16 protein-coding genes are annotated in these 17874 nt (G+C 73.9%); 3 read left to right on the top strand and 13 right to left on the bottom strand.

Annotation, left to right across the window (positions count from 1 at the left end):
• Positions 1-167 precede the first annotated feature (167 nt).
• Positions 168-3062: a M36 family metallopeptidase gene (locus DMB42_RS09890; RefSeq protein WP_260477594.1), complete on the top strand. Its 2895-nt coding sequence runs from the start codon at positions 168-170 to the stop codon at positions 3060-3062.
• Between the two features lie 34 nt (positions 3063-3096).
• Here the strand turns inward: DMB42_RS09890 and DMB42_RS09895 are convergent, their stop codons facing one another.
• Genes DMB42_RS09895 through DMB42_RS09930 form a run of 8 tightly spaced genes read right to left on the bottom strand, consistent with a single transcriptional unit; the run spans position 3097 to position 10639 of the window.
• Entirely contained in the window at positions 3097-4557 is a 1461-nt protein-coding gene (locus DMB42_RS09895) for an aldehyde dehydrogenase family protein (RefSeq protein WP_125632936.1), read from the bottom strand.
• Positions 4554-5651 carry a 4-carboxymuconolactone decarboxylase gene (gene pcaC / locus DMB42_RS09900; protein WP_125633831.1) on the bottom strand — a complete coding sequence of 366 codons (1098 nt, stop codon included), beginning with the start codon at positions 5649-5651 and terminating at the stop codon, positions 4554-4556. The genes DMB42_RS09895 and pcaC overlap by 4 nt, the downstream gene beginning before the upstream one ends.
• Before the next feature lie 2 nt (positions 5652-5653).
• Positions 5654-6853: a 3-carboxy-cis,cis-muconate cycloisomerase gene (gene pcaB / locus DMB42_RS09905; protein WP_260477595.1), complete on the bottom strand. Its 1200-nt coding sequence runs from the start codon at positions 6851-6853 to the stop codon at positions 5654-5656.
• Positions 6840-7364, bottom strand: coding sequence for a protocatechuate 3,4-dioxygenase subunit alpha (gene pcaG, locus DMB42_RS09910; protein WP_125632938.1), 525 nt, complete (start codon positions 7362-7364; stop codon positions 6840-6842). Before pcaG ends, pcaB begins: the two co-directional genes overlap by 14 nt.
• Positions 7361-8107: a protocatechuate 3,4-dioxygenase subunit beta gene (gene pcaH / locus DMB42_RS09915; RefSeq protein WP_125632940.1), complete on the bottom strand. Its 747-nt coding sequence runs from the start codon at positions 8105-8107 to the stop codon at positions 7361-7363. Before pcaH ends, pcaG begins: the two co-directional genes overlap by 4 nt.
• Before the next feature lie 5 nt (positions 8108-8112).
• A complete protein-coding gene (locus DMB42_RS09920; RefSeq protein WP_125632942.1) occupies positions 8113-9261 on the bottom strand; it encodes a thiolase family protein in 1149 nt (382 codons plus the stop codon).
• Positions 9258-9887, bottom strand: a complete 630-nt coding sequence (locus DMB42_RS09925) for a CoA transferase subunit B (RefSeq protein ID WP_125632944.1) — start codon at positions 9885-9887, stop codon at positions 9258-9260. The genes DMB42_RS09920 and DMB42_RS09925 overlap by 4 nt, the downstream gene beginning before the upstream one ends.
• Complete coding sequence (locus tag DMB42_RS09930) at positions 9884-10639, bottom strand: CoA transferase subunit A (RefSeq protein WP_125632946.1); 756 nt, start codon at positions 10637-10639, stop codon at positions 9884-9886. Before DMB42_RS09930 ends, DMB42_RS09925 begins: the two co-directional genes overlap by 4 nt.
• Positions 10640-10767: 128 nt before the next feature.
• On the opposite strand from DMB42_RS09930, the gene DMB42_RS55960 reads away from it, so the two are divergent.
• Entirely contained in the window at positions 10768-12264 is a 1497-nt protein-coding gene (locus DMB42_RS55960; RefSeq protein WP_125632948.1) for an IclR family transcriptional regulator C-terminal domain-containing protein, read from the top strand.
• Here DMB42_RS55960 and DMB42_RS09940 read toward each other — a convergent pair.
• The 5 genes from DMB42_RS09940 to DMB42_RS09960 are packed head-to-tail and all read right to left on the bottom strand — an operon-like array spanning position 12261 to position 16908.
• Positions 12261-13226, bottom strand: a complete 966-nt coding sequence (locus tag DMB42_RS09940) for a helix-turn-helix domain-containing protein (RefSeq protein ID WP_125632950.1) — start codon at positions 13224-13226, stop codon at positions 12261-12263. The two genes, DMB42_RS55960 and DMB42_RS09940, sit on opposite strands and share 4 nt — an antisense overlap.
• A 51-nt stretch (positions 13227-13277) precedes the next feature.
• Positions 13278-14012, bottom strand: a complete 735-nt coding sequence (locus DMB42_RS09945; protein WP_125632952.1) for an SDR family NAD(P)-dependent oxidoreductase — start codon at positions 14010-14012, stop codon at positions 13278-13280.
• On the bottom strand, positions 14009-15082 hold the full coding sequence (locus tag DMB42_RS09950; protein WP_125632954.1) for a 2,3-butanediol dehydrogenase: 1074 nt from the start codon (positions 15080-15082) through the stop codon (positions 14009-14011). The genes DMB42_RS09945 and DMB42_RS09950 overlap by 4 nt, the downstream gene beginning before the upstream one ends.
• Entirely contained in the window at positions 15079-16338 is a 1260-nt protein-coding gene (locus DMB42_RS09955) for an MFS transporter (RefSeq protein ID WP_125632956.1), read from the bottom strand. The genes DMB42_RS09950 and DMB42_RS09955 overlap by 4 nt, the downstream gene beginning before the upstream one ends.
• A gap of 36 nt (positions 16339-16374) precedes the next feature.
• A complete protein-coding gene (locus tag DMB42_RS09960; protein WP_125632958.1) occupies positions 16375-16908 on the bottom strand; it encodes a 2,4'-dihydroxyacetophenone dioxygenase family protein in 534 nt (177 codons plus the stop codon).
• Positions 16909-17029: 121 nt separating this feature from the next.
• On the opposite strand from DMB42_RS09960, the gene DMB42_RS09965 reads away from it, so the two are divergent.
• Positions 17030-17872 (top strand): SDR family oxidoreductase, encoded by an 843-nt coding sequence (locus DMB42_RS09965; protein WP_125632960.1) that lies wholly within the window; start codon positions 17030-17032, stop codon positions 17870-17872.
• Positions 17873-17874 lie beyond the last annotated feature (2 nt).

The raw sequence follows: 17874 nt of genomic DNA on the forward strand, positions 1-17874 counted from the left end.
CTTCCTCCTTGTTCAACCTATTGGTTTATCAACCTACAGGTTGATTACGTGGCCGTGTCAAGAACTGGACAGCCCACACGTTTACCCGATCTTGTCAGGACCCCGGGGCGGTGTTACCACTTGCGGGACGCGCGTCAATCGCGCGTCTTTCGTGCCCAGGAGGAACTGTGTCAACGAGACCCTGGTTACGCAGCGCCGTGATCGCCGTCGCGGTCACCGTCTCTGCCCTGCCCCTCTCCGGCGCCGCCCGGGGCGAACCCGGCGGACAGGCCCCGATCGCCCACGACTTCCAGGCCGAGCAGCACGAGAAGCCGGACGTGGACAACCGGCAGGGCCGGGTGGCGCCACCCGCCGGGCTCGGCGCGCGGGCCGCCGGCGCCGAGATCCGCTGGAACGCGCTCGGCACGCCCGCCGTCGTCACCGGCGCCGCGCCGCTCGCCGAAGGGCTGGGCGAGGACCCCGAGCGGGCCGCCCGCGCCTACCTGACCGCCAACGAGCCGCTGTTCGGCCTGTCGGCCGAGGAGGTCGCCGGGCTGGAGAAGGTCGCGGTCAACCCGCTCGGCGCCGGCTACGCCGTACTCCTGCGCCAGAAGTTCGGCGGGCTGCCGGCCGGGGTGGACGGGCTCGTCGCCGTCGGCGTCGTGCACGGGAAGGTACGCCACGTCACCTCCTCGCTCGCCCGCGAGCAGACCGCTCCCCCGGCCGCCGCGATCAGCGAGGCACGGGCCCTGGAGATCGCGGCCCGCGACGGCGGCGTGGACCTCGCCACGGCGACGACGAAGCAGGTCACGAAGGTGGCCGTGCCCGCGCCCGACGGGGTGCACAGCGCGTACCAGGTGGTCCTGATCGGCGGGGGCGAGGGCCAGGCGGCGGCGTACACCACGCACGTGGACGCGGTCAGCGGCGGCATCCTCACCCGCGAGAACCTGGTCGACCACTTCGACCCCGAGAACCCGCGATGGGCGGCCTTCCCGGTCAACCCGCCAGGCGACTACTCCTCCGCCGACGCCCGCCGGACCTGGTGCCAGGCGCCCGGCCCCGGCTGCGACCTCGCGACCGGCGGCGACCCGGCGACCGGCCGCGCGTGGGACGTCGACCACGCCACGGGCACGCCGACGTACACCAGCGCGGGCAACGCCACCCGGACGTACGAGAACCGCGCGAGCGGCGACCCGTTCACCGTCGGCACCCGGACGAACGCGGCCTCCCCGAACCGCAGCTACGTCTACCCCTGGCGCAACACCTGGAACACGGCCAAGTGCGACCCGGCGACGTTCGACCAGCCCGGCGAGGCGGACCTGGAGGCGGCCATCGCCAACCTGAACGCCATGCACAACCGCATGCACGACTGGTCCTACCGGCTCGGCTTCACCGAGTCCGCCTGGAACATGCAGGTGGACAACGGCGACCGCGGCGGCCTCGGCAACGACCCCGAGCTGGGCAACGCCCAGGCCGGCGCGCGCGTGTCGTCCGTACGCGACAACGCCAACCAGATCACCGGCCCCGACGGCACCGCCCCGATCACGAACATGTACCTGTGGCAGCCGATCGCGGGCTCGTTCTACTCCCCCTGTGTGGACGGCGACTACGACATGTCGGTCATCGGCCACGAGTACACCCACGCCATCTCCGGCCGCATGATCGGCGGCCCGAACGCCGGCTGGAGCGGCGCGCAGGCGGGCGCCATGAACGAGAGCACCTCCGACCTGTTCGCCATGGAGTACCTGAACGAGTACGGCTTCCGTTCCTCCGGCGCTACCCCGTACGTGATCGGCCCGTACGTGACGGGTGACCGGGCACGCGGCATCCGCAACTACGACATGTCCAAGTCTCCGCTGAACTACAGCGACATCGCCTACGACCTGGTCGGCGCGCAGGTGCACGCGGACGGCGAGATCTGGACCGCCACCCAGTTCGACGCCCGCGCCGCCTTCGTCAAGCGCTACGGCGACGGCACGCCCGCCCGGCAGCGCGCCTGCGCCGACGGCAAGGTGGCGGTGGACAAGTGCCCGGGGAACCGGCGGTGGGCGCAGCTCTCGTACGACGCCCTGCTGCTGATGGCCTCCGGCGCGGTCAGCTACGTCGATCACCGTGACGCGATCCTGGCCGCCGACGCCATCCGCTTCGACGGTGCGAACCAGGACATCCTGTGGCGCGCGTTCGCCGAGCGCGGCCTCGGCAAGGGCGCGGCCAGCAACGGCCCGAACGACCCCGACCCGACGCCGAGCTTCACCGACCCGGCCGGCCGCAACGGCTCGCTCCAGCTCAAGCCGCTCGGCGAGGCCAAGGACGCGGCCCTGCGGCTGTACGTGGGCGACTACGAGGGCCGCGCGGTGCCGGTCGCCGACACCGACCCGGCGACGCCGCTGGGCGACACGGTCGAGATGACGCCCGGCACGTACCGATTCGTCGTGGCGGGGGCCGGGTTCGGGCACACGCGGCTGACGTTCCCGGTGGTGGCCGGGGTGAAGCTGCCGCTCGTGCTGTCGCCGCCGCGCAACCTCGCCTCGGCCGCGGCGGGCGCGACGGCCGCGGGCGACGGCGTCAACCAGGCCAGGCTGATCGACGAGACCGAGGCCACGAACTGGGCCTCGCGCACCGGCGCGCCGGCCGGCAAGTCGGTCACCGTGGACCTGGCGGGCGACCGGCCGGTCACGGTCCGCCGGGTCCAGGTGAGCGCGATGTTGCGGCCCGACGTCGGCGACGCCGCCGACCCGGGGGCGCAGAACAGGTTCTCGGCGCTGCGCGCGTTCGAGGTGCTGGCCTGCGCCGCGAACTGCGCCGACCCGGCGAGCTTCAGGAAGATCTACACCAGCCCGGCGGACGCGTTCGACGCCACGCTGCCCCGGCCGCGCGGCCCGGACCTGCTCGTCCGCTCCTTCCGGGTGCCGCCGACCAGCGCCACCCACCTGATGTTGCGGGTGGTCAGCAGCCAGTGCACCGGCAACCCGCGCTACGCCGGTGAGCAGGACGCCGATCCCAACTCCTCGACCGACTGCGCCACCGCCAGTGCGGCGCGCGAGCAGGTGCGGGCCGCGGAGTTCCAGGCGTACTCGCACTGATCCCGGGGCGGGCCGGCCCGGCCGGCCCGCCGCTTCAGAACGGGTAGTGCGCCTGCTCGGTCGCCAGGGTGATCCAGCGGGTGTTGCTGAACGCCTCCAGGCCCCACCGGCCGCCGAACCGGCCGTAGCCGGAGGAGCCGGCCCCGCCGAACGGCGCCTGCGGCTCGTCGCCGACCGACTGGTCGTTGACGTGCACGATGCCGGTCCGCAGGCGGCGGGCCACGCGCAGGCCGTGGGTGCCGTTCTCGGTGATGATCCCGGCGGTCAGGCCGTGCTCGGTGTCGTTGGCCAGGGCCACGGCCTCGTCGTCGGTGGTGAACGTGCCGATCACGCACACCGGGCCGAACGCCTCGCCGTAGTGCAGGTCGGCGTGCTCGGGGACGCCGGTCAGCACCGTGGCCGGGTGCACCGCGCCGTCCGGCTCGCCGCCTCCGGCCAGCACCGTCGCGCCCTTGGCGACCGCGTCGGCGACCAGGCCGGCCACCCGGCGCGCGGCCCCGGCGCTGACCAGCGGCCCGATCACGGTCTCCGGGCGGGACGGGTCACCGGCGGGCAGCGTGCCCACCTTGGCCGCGAACCTGCGGCCGAACTCGCCGGCCAGCGACTCGTGCACCAGCACGCGGTCGCCGGACATGCAGATCTGGCCGGCGTTCATGTAGACGCCGAAGGTGGCGGCGTTCACCGCGTGGTCGAGGTCGGCGTCGTCCAGGACGATGATGGCGTTCTTGCCGCCCAGTTCCAGGAGGGCGGGCTTGAGGTGGCGTGCGGCGTGGGTGCCGATGATCCGGCCGACCTCGGTGGAGCCGGTGAAGTTGACCGCCCGTACGCGGGGGTCGGCGATCAGCGCCTCGGCGATGACGGCGGCGTCGGCCGGGTCGTTGGTGACCACGTTGAGCACGCCCGCGGGCAGCCCGGCCTCGTGCAGCAGGTCGGCGACGAACAGGCCGCACGCGATCGGGGCGTCCTCGCTGGGCTTCATGACGACGGTGTTGCCCGCGGCCAGCGCGGCGGCCACCGAGCGCACGCCGAGGATGATCGGCGCGTTCCACGGCGAGAAGGCGGCGACCACGCCGAGCGGCTCGCGTACGGCCAGGCCGAGCACGCCCTCCTCCTGCGCGGTGAGCACCTCGCCGCGCGGCGCGGTGATCGCGGCGGCGGCCTCGCGCAACATGTTCGCGGCCAGCCCGACGTTGAACAGCGCCCACGGGCGGGTGCCGCCGACCTCGGCGGCCATCAGCGCCACGGCCTGCTCGCCGCGCTCCTGGAGCAGGTCGGCGGCCTTGAGGAAGATCTCCCGGCGGGCGAACGGGCTGGTTGCGGCCCAGCCGTCGAAGGCGGCCTGCGCCGCGTCCACGGCCAGCGTGACGTCCTCGACGCCGGCGGCGGCCACGGTCGCGTACACCTCGCCGGTGTACGGCGCCAGGTCGGACGTCGTGCGTCCGCTCTGGGCGGGGACGTTCTTGCCACCGATCAGCAGGTCACGGGTGATGGTCATGAGGTTTCCCCTGATATCTCGGTAAGGACACGCTGGGCGACGCCGAACGCGGCGTTGGCGGCGGGAACTCCGCAGTAGATCGCGCTCTGCAGCAGCACCTCGCCGATCTCGTCGGCGGTCAGGCCGTTGCGTACGGCGGCGCGGACGTGCATGGCCAGCTCGTCGAGGTGTCCGTGCGCGACGAGCGCGGTGAGGGTGACGCAGCTCCTGGTACGCCGGTCCAGGCCCGGCCTGGTCCAGATCTCGCCCCAGGCGTACCGGGTGATGAGGTCCTGGAAGTCCCTGGTGAAGGCGGTGGTACGGGCGACGGCCCGGTCCACGTGCGCGTCGCCGAGCACGTCGCGGCGTACCCGCATGCCGGGGGTCGCGGGCAGGTGGGCGAGCAGCGCGGCGGTGACCCGTTCCGGCTGGTCGACGCCGGCCAGGTGGGCCGCGCCGGGGATCTCCACGAGTGTGGCGCCGGGGATGCCGTCGGCCAGCTCCCTGGCGTGCGCGGGCGGCGTGGCGGGGTCGTCGCGGCCGGCCAGGACCAGTGTGGGCGCGGTGATCCCGGGCAGCTCGGCGCGCAGGTCGTAGCCCGCCAGCGCCTCGCAGCACGCGGCGTAGCCGGCGGGGTCGGCGGCGGCGAGGTCGTCGAGCAGCGCCTGGTCGCCGGGCCCGGCGAACCAGCGTTTCGCCGAGAGCTCCAGCATCGGCCCGGTGCCCTGCTCGCGGACCAGCGCCGCCCGCTCGTGCCAGCCGCCGGGCTCGCCGAAGCGGGCCGAGGAGCAGATCATCGCCAGGGACAACACGCGGTCCGGGTGGCGGAGGGCGAGGGTGGCGCCGATCGCGCCGCCGATGGAGATGCCGGCGTAGTGGAAGGCGTCCAGGCCCAGCGCGTCGGCCAGCTCCAGGACGAGCCCGGCCATGCCGTCGATGGTGGACACGTCCCCGGACGGGGAGCCGCCGTGTCCCGGCAGGTCGAAGCGGATCACGCGGAACCTGCGGGCCAGCTCGGCGACCTGCGGCTCCCACACCCGGGTCGAGGTGCCGACCGACGGGCCGAGGACGATCGGCTCGCCGTGCTCCGGGCCGTCCAGGCGGTGTTGCAACAACGTCACTTCTCCTCCAGGGCCCGCTTCACGAGGGCGGCGGCGGCGCCGGGCGGTCCGGCGACGGTCAGGGCGGCGCGCATGCGCCCGGGGTGCACCCGCAGGCCCGCGACCAGTTCCGCGGCGTCGCGGGCGGCGCCGGCGACCAGGCGCAGCGCCTCGCGCAGCGGTTGCCATTCGGCGTGCCAGGCGCCGGGCGGGCGCTCGTCCTCGGCGGCCAGGGAGGCGTACAGGACGGCGGCGTGGGCGGGCACCTGGCGGGCCGCCGCGGCGATCATCGTGGCCCGCACGGGGTTGTGCTTGTGGGGCATCGAGGAGGAGCCGCCGCCGACGCCCTCGGACACCTCGCCGATCTCGGTACGCGACAACACCAGCACGTCGGCGGCCGTCTTGCCCAGCGCCCCCGCCGTGAACGCCAGCGCCCCGGCCAGGTCGGCCACGGGCGTGCGCAACACGTGCCACGGCAGGACGGGCGCGGCCAGCCCCAGCTCGGCGGCGAACCGGGCGACCACCTCCAGCGCCTCCCCGGCCCCGCCTCCATCCCCTGAGGCAATGCCCGGGGTGGTGAAGCGGTCGAGGGTGCCCGCGGGGCCGCCGAGCTGGGCGGGCAGGGCGGCGCGGGCGGCGCGCAGGCGGTCGCGGGCGTCGACGGCCAGCTTGCGCCAGCCGGCCGCCTTGAGCCCGAACGTGGTGGGCACGGCCTGCTGGGTGAGCGTACGCGCGGCCATGAGCGTGTCGCGGTGGGCCTCGGCCAGCGTGCCGAGCCCGGCGACCACCCGGTCGAGGTCGTCCAGCACCGGCCCGAGCGCCCGGTACGCGACCAGCATGAGCGCGGTGTCCATGATGTCCTGGCTGGTCGCGCCCGCGTGCACGTGCTCGGCGTACGGCCCGACGGCCGCGCGCAGGTCGGCCACCAGCGGGATGACCGGGTTGCCGCCCGAACGGGCCCGCTCGGCCAGCCCGGCCGGGTCGAACAGCTCGGCGCGGGCGGCGGCGGTCACGGCGTCGGCCGCCTCCCGAGGCGCGCGCCCGACCGCGGCGAGGACCCGGGTCAGCACCGCCCCCGCGTCCAGCATGGCCTGGAGCACCGCCACGTCGCCGGTCGCCGCGACGCCGCCGCGCATGGGCGCGAGCAGCCCGAAGTCCCCCGAGCCCGCCGCGGACGGCGCGCCTGGGGCACCTCGGGCGGGGTCAGCCGAAGTCAAGGAAGACCGTCTCCTTCTCGCCCTGCAAGTGGATGTCGAACCGGTGGACGCCCTCCCGCTCCTCGACCGCGACCAGCGTGCGCGCCCGCTCGGGCGGCAGCGAGTCGAGGAAGGCGTCGGGCCGGAAGTAGATGCGGGTGAACAGGTGGTGGAGCAGGCCTCGGGCGAACACGCACACGCTGATGTACCCGTTGCCCGGCTCGACCGTACGCAGGGTCCAGTGGCCGTCGGCGTCGGTGGGGACCCGGCCGAAGCCGGTGAAGTCGACGCCGTGCCGGCCGAGGACCGCGCCGTTGACCGGGTCGCGGCGCAGCGAGCCGGGCGCGCCGGACAGGTCGCCCGTGGGGTCGGCCTGCCAGAACTCCAGCAGCGCGTCGGGGATCGGGTCACCGGCGCCGTCGAGGACGCGGCCGTGCACGGTGATGCCGCCGGTGGCGAGGTCGCCGCCGCCGGGAAAGGGCAGCGCGTAGCCGTAGAACGGGCCGACGGTCTGCGAGGGGGTGGGGTTCATCGGCCTTCCTCCATCCAGGTCGCGGCGGGCCCGTCGAGCACGATGTCCCACCGGTAGCCGAGCGACCACTCCGGCTTGGACAGGTCGTGCTCGTAGGTGGAGACCAGCCGCTGCCGGGCGCTCTCGTCGGTGACGGACTGCAGGATCGGGTCGTAGGGGAACAGCGGGTCGCCGGGGAAGTACATCTGGGTCACCAGCCGCTGGGCGAAGGCCGTGCCGAACAACGAGAAGTGGATGTGGGCCGGCCGCCAGGCGTTGAGGTGGTTGCGCCAGGGGTAGGGGCCCGGCTTGATCGTGGTGAAGTGGTAGCCGCCGTCGTCGTCGGTCAGGCAGCGGCCCACGCCGGAGAAGTTGGGGTCGAGCGGCGCGGGGTGGTCGTCGCGCTGGTGCAGGTAGCGGCCCGAGGAGTTGGCCTGCCAGATCTCCACGAGCTGGCGGCGTACGGGGCGGCCCTCGCGGTCGAGCACGCGGCCGGTCACGGTGATGCGCTCGCCCAGCGGTTCGCCGAGGTGCTGCCTGGTCAGGTCGGAGTCGAGGGCGGTCACGTCCGTGACGCCGAACACCGGCCCGGCCAGCTCGCTCGCCTCCGGGTCCTTCAGCGCGACCAGCGGCTGCTTGGGGTGGCGCAGCAGCGTGCTGCGGTAGGGGGCGTAGTCGCGCGCGGGGTGGGCGGCCCGCCGGTCGCTCTCGCCGAGCGCGGCGATCTCGCGGTCGATGTCGGCCTGCGTGAGTGGTTCGGACATGGACGCTACCTTTCGAGTACGACGGCCAGCCCCTGGCCGACGCCGATGCAGAGGGAGGCGATCCCGACGCCCGAGCCGGCCGCGGCCAGCCGGTGCGCCACGGCGCCGGTGACGCGGGCCCCGGAGGCGCCGAGCGGGTGGCCGATCGCGATGGCGCCGCCGTCGGGGTTGACGAGGGCGGGGTCGAGGTCGGGCAGCTCGGCCAGGCAGCCGAGCACCTGCGCGGCGAACGCCTCGTTCAGCTCCACGGTCGACAGGTCGCCGAAGCCCTTGCCCGCCTTGGCCAGCGCCTTGCGTACGGCCTCGACCGGGCCGAGCCCGAAGTAGCGCGGCTCCAGCGCGCTCACGGCGCTCGCGGTGAGACGGGCCAGCGGCTCGCGTCCGCGCAGCCCCTCCTCGTCGGTCAGCAGCAACGCCGCCGCGCCGTCGTTGAGCGGGGAGGAGTTGCCGGCCGTGACCGTGCCGCCGTCCTTCCTGAACACCGGCTTGAGCCGGGCCAGCGCCTCGGCGGAGGTGTCGTCGCGGATGCCCTCGTCCCTGGTCAGGCCGGCGATCGGGACGATCTCGCGGTCGAGGGCCGCCTTGGCCGCCTTGCGGTGGCTGCCCAGCGCGTACGCGTCCTGCTCCTCGCGGGTGATGCCGTGCTTGTCGGCGATCAGCTCCGCGCCCTCGCCGAGCGCGACCGTGTGCTCGGCCGGCATCTTCGGGTTGACCAGCCGCCAGCCGAGCGTGGTGGAGACCAGCTCCTGCCCGCCCGCGGGGAAGGCGCGGTCGGGCTTGGGCAGCACCCACGGCGCACGGGTCATCGACTCCACGCCGCCCGCGATCACGGCCGAGGCGTCGCCGACCGCGATGGCCCGGTACGCCTGGACGACGGCCTCCATGCCGGACCCGCACAGCCGGTTGACGGTCGCGCCGGGCGTGGTGACCGGCAGCCCGGCCAGCAGCGCGGCCATGCGCGCGACGTTGCGGTTCTCCTCGCCGGCGCCGTTGGCGTTGCCGAGGAGCACCTCGTCGGCGCTCTCCTGCCCGGTGCGCTCGACCAGGGCCGCGACGACGTGCGCGGCCAGGTCGTCGGGGCGGACCGCGGCCAGCGCGCCGCCGTACCGGCCGAACGGCGTGCGTACGGCGTCGACGATGTAGACGTCCTTCATGCTGTGACCTCCGCGTCGGTACGGTTGCGCAACTCCTCCAGGTCCACGCCCGGGGCGCGTTCGACCAGGGCCAGCCCCTGCCCGGTGACGTCGAAGACGCCGAGGTCGGTGATGATCCGGTGCACGCACTCCTTGCCCGTCAGCGGCAGCGAGCACTCCTTGACGATCTTGGGCGAGCCGTCCTTGGCGTTGTGCTCCATGATCACGATGACCTTGCGGGCGCCGTGGACCAGGTCCATGGCCCCGCCCATGCCCTTGACCAGCTTGCCGGGGACCATCCAGTTGGCCAGGTCGCCGCGGGCCGAGACCTGCATCGCCCCGAGCACGGCCACGTCGATGTGACCCCCTCGGATCATCCCGAACGACAGCGAGGAGTCGAAGAACGACGCGCCGGGCAGCACGGTGACCGTCTCCTTGCCCGCGTTGATCAGGTCGCGGTCGACGTCGGCGGGCGCGGGGTAGGGGCCGACGCCGAGGATGCCGTTCTCGGAGTGGAGGACCACGTCCACGCCCGGGGGCAGGAACGAGGGGATGCGGGTGGGCAGGCCGATGCCGAGGTTGACGTAGTCGCCGTCGCGCAGCTCGGCCGCGGCCCGCGCGACCATCTGGTCCCGGGTCCAGCTCATTCGGTGACCGTCCTCTTCTCGATGCCCTTGTCGGCGGCCTGCTCGGGGGTGAGCGGGAGCACGCGCCGTACGAACACGCCCGGCAGGTGGACCTCGTCCGGGTCGATGTGCTCGGTCAGCTCCTCGACCTCGGCGACGGTGACCCGTCCGGCCATGGCGGCCAGCGGGTTGAAGTTCCTGGCGGACCGATGGAAGACCAGGTTGCCGAACCGGTCCCCCTTGGCCGCCCGGACCAGCGCGAAGTCGGTACGGATGCCACGCTCCAGGACGTACTCGCGGCCGTCGAACTCGCGTACCTCCTTGGGCGGCGAGGCGACCGCGACCGTGCCGTCGGGGTGGTGGCGCAGCGGCAGGCCGCCGTCGGCGACGGGGGTGCCGACCCCGGCCGGGGTGTAGAAGGCGGGGACGCCGCTGCCGCCGGCCCGCAGCCGTTCGGCCAGGCTGCCCTGCGGGGTCAGCTCGACCTCGATGTCGCCGTTCAGGTACTGGCGGGCGAACTCCTTGTTGTCGCCGATGTAGGAGGCGGTCACGCGGGCGATGCGGCCGGCGGCCAGCAGGATCCCGAGGACGCCGCGGTCGACGCCGCAGTTGTTGGACACGACGCCGATGCCGGTCACGCCGGTGTCGTAGAGGGCCTGGATCAGGACGTTGGGGATGCCGCTGAGCCCGAAGCCGCCGACCGCGAACGACGCGCCGTCATGCACGCCGGCCAGCGCCTCCGCGGCCGTCGCGACCACCTTGTCTCTCCGCACGACACTCCGTTCAGCCGGGGAAGTTCGCCCGAGGTGTTCGCTCTGCGAACTTAAGTTCACTATTATGCTTCGAGTATCTGCACCGGGGGCGTTCCTGTCAAAGCCCCCACCTGGACGAGGAGCCGCCGATGGAACCGGCCGGGACCCTGGAGCGCGGCCTCTCCGTGCTGCGCGTGCTGGCCGCCGACCCCGGGCGGCGCATGCGCGCGACCGATCTCGTACGCGCCACGGGCCTGGCCAGGTCCACCGTCGACCGGGTGCTGGCCACCCTCGTGCACCTCGGTCACCTGCGCGCCGAGGGCCGCGACGTGCTGCTCGCGCCGCCGCTGATGGAGCTGGGCGCGGCCTACCTGGCCTGCGACGGCCTCCGGGAGAGCCTGTCGCCCCTGGCCGGACGGCTGGCCGCCGAGCTGGACGAGTCGGTGTCGCTGGCCGTGCGCGACGGCGACGGCGTGCGATTCGTCGGCCAGTTCACCAGGCGGCGCACGATGTCGGTGGCCTTCCGGGTGGGCGACCTGCTGCCCGCCGGACGGTGCGCGGCGGGGCTGGCCCTGCTCGACCCGGCCGCGCCCTGGGCCGAGGACGACCAGCTCATCGAGCCGGGGCTGATCGCGGTCGCGCTGCCCGTACGCGACCCGGACGGCAAGGCGGCCTGCGCGGTCAGCGTGGTCAGTCACACCAGCAGGCACACCGTGGCGGGCCTGCGCGCCCACGCCCTGCCCCGGCTGCGCGCCACGGTCGCCGAGATGGAGGCCGTCCTGGCCGCCAGGGCCCGCGAGCCGCACCACCCCCGCACGGGCGCCCTCGCGGGCCCCCGCGAGGGCGGCCCCTCTGGTACGGACGGCTCACGGGCGGCCAAGGAGGAGCTGGGCATGGGCTACCTGCAGTCGCTCGCCCGCGGCCTGGCCGTGCTGGTGTCACTCGGGTCGGCGCGCGGCGGGTGCACGCTCGCCGAGTCCGCCAAGGTCACCGGCCTGCCCAGGGCCACGGTCCGGCGCGCGGCGCAGACCCTGGAGGGCCTCGGCTACGCGGCCGCGGACGGCAACCGGTACGTGCTGCTGCCCAAGGTGCTCGAACTGGGCTACGCCCACCTGTCGGGGCGCACGTTCGGCGAGGTGGTCCAGCCGCACCTGGCCGACCTGGTGGCGCGCGTACGCGAGTCGGCGTCGGTCGCGGTGTTGTCCGGCGACGACGTGCTCTACGTGGCCCGGGTGCCCACGGTCAGCATCATGAGCGTGAACATCACGGTCGGCACCCGCTTCCCCGCGTACGCGACGTCGATGGGCCGGGTGCTGCTGACCGGGCTGCCGGCCGAGCGCGTGGCCGCCATCGAGCCGAAGCCGCTGTCCCAGCACACGATCACCTCGCCCGAAGGGCTGGCCGCGGCCGTGCGGCGGGCCGCCGCCGACGGCTACGCGCTGGTGGACCAGGAGCTTGAGGAGGGCGTGCGGTCGATCGCCGTCCCGGTGCACGGTCCGGACGGGCGTGTGGTGGCGGCGGTCAACGTGGCCACGCACGCCAGCAAGGCCAGCCGCGACCACCTGCTGCGCGACGTGCTGCCCGAGCTCAGGCGGACGGCCGCGCGCATGGAGGCCGACCTGGCCCACACCGGGCGGCTGCCCTAGCGGGCGGCCTCGGCGCGGGCCTCGCTGGGGGTCAGGCCGTACCTGGCGCGGAAGAGCCGGGCGAAGTGGGCCTGGCTGGAGAAACCCCACCGGTGCGCCACGTCGGCGATGGTGGTCTCCCGCGTGCCCGGGCCGGTCAGCTCGTCGTGCGCGCGGACCAGCCGCCGTTCCATGATGTGGCGGGCGGGCGACCTGCCGGTGGACTCGAAGATGCGCGCCAGGTGCCGTACCGAGATGCCCATGACGCCGGCCACCTGCGCCGCGCCCAGGCAGGGGTCGTGCAGGTGCCGTTCGACGTAGTCCTCGGCGACGATGAGCTGCGACCGGTAGGCGTCGGGGCCGGGACGCCCGCCCGTACGCTCCTCGGCGAGCTGCCTGAGCAGGTCGAGCACGGCGCGCTCGGCGTCGGCGGGGTCGTGCGCGGGCCGCAGGGCGGCCAGGCCGCCGATCGTCGAGCGCAGCGCGGCCACGAGCGTGCCCTCCCGCGCGGTGCCCCTGCCGAACACCATCGGCCCCGGCAGCCCGCCCGCCACGCACGCCTGCGCGAACAGGTCGCGCGGGATGTCCACGAGGATCTGCCGCATCGAGGAGGAGAACCCGAACAGGTACGGGCTGCGCGTGTCGTAGACGACCAGCTCACCGGCCGTGGCCGACAGGCAGCCGTGCTCGTGCAGGAAGACCGCCTCGCCCTTGAGCAGCAGCGTCGCGAACACCGAGTCCTTCGGCGTGGACCTGACCGTCTGCGGGCTGCGCTCGATCGCGTGGGCGTTCCCGGCGATCTCGGCCAGCCGCAGCCCGGCCAGCTCGATGTTGGTCTGCCTGGCCAGCAGGCCGTGCTCGGAGTACGACGTGCACGACAGGCCCACGAGCGCCCGGCGGTTGTAGTCCTCCCAGTAATGGATGCGCTCGGCGGGTTCGATGTGCTCGGTGGTGGCCTGGGAGATCACGGAGACGGCGGACAAGCGACCTCCTCGCGTTCGTGCATGTCAGAGGGACACAGCTTATGTGAGGTGTCACACAGCCAGATAGCCTCCGTCCACGGGGACGACCGCCCCGGTGACGTACGAGGCCGCAGGGGAGCACAGGAACGCCACCACCGAGGCCACCTCGCGCGGCCTGCCGAGCCGCCCGCCGGGGACGCGGGACAACACCTGGGCCAGGGCGGGCGGGTCGTCGAGCACGCCGCGGGCGAGGGGGGTGACGACGAAGCCGGGGGCGACGGCGTTGACCCTGATGCCGTCGGCGGCGTACTCGGCGGCCAGCGACTTCGTGAGCTGGGACACTCCGCCCTTGCTCGCGCTGTAGGCGGGCCGGTCCCGGCTGCCGGAGAAGGCGAACATGGAGGAGACGTTGACGATCGCGCCGCCGTGCTCGGCCAGCGCGGGGCGGGCGGCCTGGCAGGCGACCATGGTGGCGGTGAGGTTGATCTCTATGACGCGCTGCCAGCGGGCCAGGTCGTACTCCTCGCGGTCGTGGCTGACGCCCGCGCAGTTGACCAGCACGTCGAGCGGGTCGCCCGTGGACAGCAGGCGGGCCAGGCCGCCGCGGTCGAGCACGTCGTGCTCCACGACGCGGACCCCGGGGTGGCCGGGCAGCTCGGCGGGGTCGGCGGGCGGCAGGCCGAGCGCCGTCACCCCGGCGCCCAGCTCGGCGAGGAGCACGGCGGTCGCCGCGCCGATGCCCGAGGTGCCGCCGGTCACGAACGCGTGCCGCCCGGCGAACAGGCCAGGAGCGAATCCCTCGGTCACGGGCGCCGCCTCCCGTCCCAGCCGCCCAGTGCGCCGCCCGGTGCGCCGCCGTCGGGTCGTACCAGCACCTTGACCTGCTCCTGTCCGCGCAGCAGCGCCTCGAACCCGTCGCTCACCACGTCCTCCAGCGGGATGGTGGCGGTGACGATCGCCGCCAGGTCCTCGCCCTCCTCGGCGACCATGCGGATCAGCTCCGGGTAGACGTCGCGGTAGCCGACGCTGGTCACGATCGTCTGCTCGTTGTTGACCAGGGCGAAGGCGTCCAGGGAGACCGTGCCGGTCAGCCCGAGGAACACCACCCGCCCGCCGCGCCTGGTGGCGGCCAGGCACGCGCGCAGCGTGTCCTGCGAGCCGACGGCCTCGAAGACGACGTCCGCGCCCTCGCCGCCGACGGCCTCGGCCAGGTCGTCGCCCGCCTCCGCGCCGAGCCGGCGGGCCAGCTCCAGTCGGGCGGGCGAACGGTCGGCGGCCACGACGCGGCCCGCGCCGGCCCGCGCGGCGAAACGGGCCACGAGCAGCCCGATCGGGCCGAGCCCGAGGACCGCGACCGTGTCCCCTTCGCGGATCCCGGCCCGCCGCACCGCGTGCAGGGCGACCGCCGCGGGCTCGAACACCGCCGCCTGCTCCAGCGGCACCGCCTCCGGCAGCCGGTGCAGCATGTACGCCGGCACCGTGGCCCGCTCGGCGAGCCCGCCGTGCCCCATGAGCCCGGCGAACCCGAAGTGGCGGCAGATGTTGTACTCCCCCGCCAGGCAGCGCGGGCAGGTCCCGCACCGGTAGTGCGGCTCGACCGCGACCCGGTCGCCGGGGGCCAGACCGGTGACCCCCTCGCCCAGGCCGGTGACCGTGCCGCAGAACTCGTGGCCGAGGACGATCGGCGCGCGCACGCCGGACTCCGGGTGCGGCTCGCCCACGGGGATCGCGTGCGGGCCGTCGGCGTACTCGTGCAGGTCGCTGCCGCAGATCCCGCAGTACGCCACCGCGATCGTCACCTCCCCCGGGCCGGGTTCGCGTACGAGCACGTCCTCGACCCGTACGTCCTTGGCGCCGTGCCAGACCGCGGCCCTCACGCGGCCGCCCTGCGCAGCACGGCGGGGGCCGTCTCCTTCAGCGCGAAGGCGAGCGCCACCACGACCAGCGCGCCGCCGGCGGCGATGAACATGGCGGCCTGCAACCCCCACTGGTCGGAGGCCCAGCCGGCGACCATCGGGCCGAGGAAGCCGCCCGCCAGCTCGCCCACGCCCATGATCACGCCGAGCGCGGTGGCCAGCGCGCCGCGCGGCACGGTCTCGGCCGGGATCGTGGCCATGAACAGCGTGAAGCAGCCGAGCCCGGTGTAGGTGACGATCATGATCGCGCCGAGCAGCACCGGGCTCTCGACGTAGACCACGGCGAGGGGGCAGAACACCGCGAGCGCGGTGAAGCCGATCAGCGCGGGCTTGCGGCCCAGCCGGTCGGAGATGGCCGGTGTGGCGAAGCCCCAGAGCACCCATGCCACGCCCAGGCAGGTCATGACGCCGCTCATCGTGCCGGGCCCGAAGCCCTTCACCTCGGTCAGGTACGTCGGCGTGAAGGTGATGATGGTGACGAACCAGGTCAGGTAGGCGCAGGCGATGAGCATGCACACGACGATGTTGCGCAGCTTGAGCACCTCGCCCAGCGGCACCCTGGGCTCCTTGACGGGCGCCGCGGTCTCGGCGGGCGCCTCGGCCGCCGCCCGCGGCGACCGCTCGCGGACGAACTTCGCGATCAGCGCGGCCATGATCAGACCAGGCACGATCGTCACGTAGAAGGCGACCCGCCAGTCGTAGGTCTCGGCGATCCACACCACGACCAGCGGCGCGACGATGCCGCCGAGCAGCCCGGCCGACGAGCCCTGCAGCAGCCCCATGTTGAAGCCCCTGCGGCGCTCCCTGGACGCCTCCACCATGAGCGACTGCGCCATCGGCAACACGGCGCCCTCGGCCGTGCCCATCAGCGCGCGGGCGACCAGCAGCCCGGCGAACCCGCCCATCAGCCCCGACGAGGCCGAGAACAGCGAGAACAGCACCACGGCCACGACCAGGATGGGCTTGCGCCTGCCGAGCACGTCGGACAGGCGGCCGGCGAACATCCCGGCCAGCGCCCAGGTGAGGGCCAGTACGCCGGACAGCGTGCCCAGCTCGGCGTTGGACAGGCCGAAGTCCTGGTCCATGTACGGCGCCAGGAACGCCAGCGCCTGCCGGTCGAAGAAGACGAAGCCGAAGGACAGGAAGAGGATGACGAGAAGCCGGTTCTCGTACCGGTCGGCGGCCCTGGTGTCCGGCGCGGCCGCGGTGTCGGTCATGACGCTCTCATTTCGGGGGATGCGGCGGGGCTGCGATCAGCGGAACAGGGAGTTGACGTAGTCGGCGCCGATGCCGACCTTCTCGTAGTGCTCGCGGCACATCTTGATGTAGTCGTGCACGTCGAAGAAGCCGTCGGGGTCGCCGTTCTCGTCCAGCCAGACCAGCGGGCCCTTGACGATGAAGAACGTCTTCATCGGCTCGCCGCTGTCGTAGGCGACCAGCGTGTGGCCCTCGCCCGGGGCCTCGTAGACGAAGTCGCCGGCGGTCGCCGTCCAGGGCCGCTCCAGGTAGCCCCACTTGCCGGAGATCGTGTACGCGAACACCTCGTGCGGGTGGTAGTGCCGGTTGACCAGCCCCGCCTCCTTGGCCCGCAGGATGTCGGCCCAGCTGTTGTCCTTGACGTTGATCCACAGCGGCCGGGAGCCGACGGTCTCGGTGAACGGCACGTAGTACCGGTCGTCGTCGGTGGCCACCTGGGATAGGTACACCTCGGGCAGCGCGTCCGGGCGGAAGGAGTTCTCGATCGGCCGCAGGTCCTTCCAGAACTCGCCGGTGGGGTTGTCGGGCATGTGAACGGCCCCTTTCGTGTCGTGTTCCCGGCAGTGAATCCCGGCGGGGCCCGCGGCGTCTTTCCCCTGGTGGACGTGGCGGCTTGCAGATTCCGGACATGACGGCGGAAGATCTCGGGTCATGAGCTTCGTCGTCACCACCGGGGCCACGGGCCGGCTCGGCGGCCGGATCGCCGCCCTGCTCGCCGCCCGCGGAGTCGAACAGCGGCTGGTGTCCCGCCGCGCCGGGCAGGCCGCCGCCGGGCTGCCGGGGGCGAGCGCGGTGGAGGCCGACTACGGCGACCGCGCCGCGCTGGACCGGGCGCTCGAAGGGGCCTCGACGGTGTTGTTCGTGTCGGCGTCGGAGAGCGCCGACCGCGTCGACCGGCACCGTACGTTCGTCGCCGCGGCGCAGGCGGCCGGCGTGCGCCACCTGGTGTACGTCTCCTTCTACGGCGCCGCCCCCGACGCCACGTTCACGCTGGCGCGCGACCACTGGGTCACCGAGCAGCACATCCGGGCCGCCGGCCTGCCGTTCACGTTCCTGCGCGACAACCTCTACGCCGACTTCCTGCCCGGCCTGGCGGGCGCCGACGGCGTGATCCGCGGACCGGCCGGGCAGGGCCGGATCGCGGCCGTGGCCCAGGACGACATCGCCGAGTCGGCCGTCGCGGTGCTGCTCGACCCCGGCGCGCACGCGGGCCGCACCTACGACCTGACCGGCCCCGAGGCTCTCACGCTCGACGAGGTCGCCGCCACGCTCACCGCGGCGACCGGGCGCGCGATCAGCTACCACCCGGAGACGGTCGAGGAGGCGTACGAATCACGCAGGTCCTACGGGGCGCCCGGCTGGGAGGTCGACGCCTGGGTGTCCACCTACCTGGCGATCGCCGCCGGGGAGCTGGAGGGGGTCAGCGACGACGTACGGCGGCTCACCGGCCGTGCGCCGACCGGCCTGGCGGACCTGCTCGCGCGGTCCGGCTGAGG

The sequence above is a fragment of the Nonomuraea sp. WAC 01424 genome, assembly GCF_003947315.1.
Taxonomy (GTDB): Bacteria; Actinomycetota; Actinomycetes; order Streptosporangiales; family Streptosporangiaceae; genus Nonomuraea; species Nonomuraea spiralis.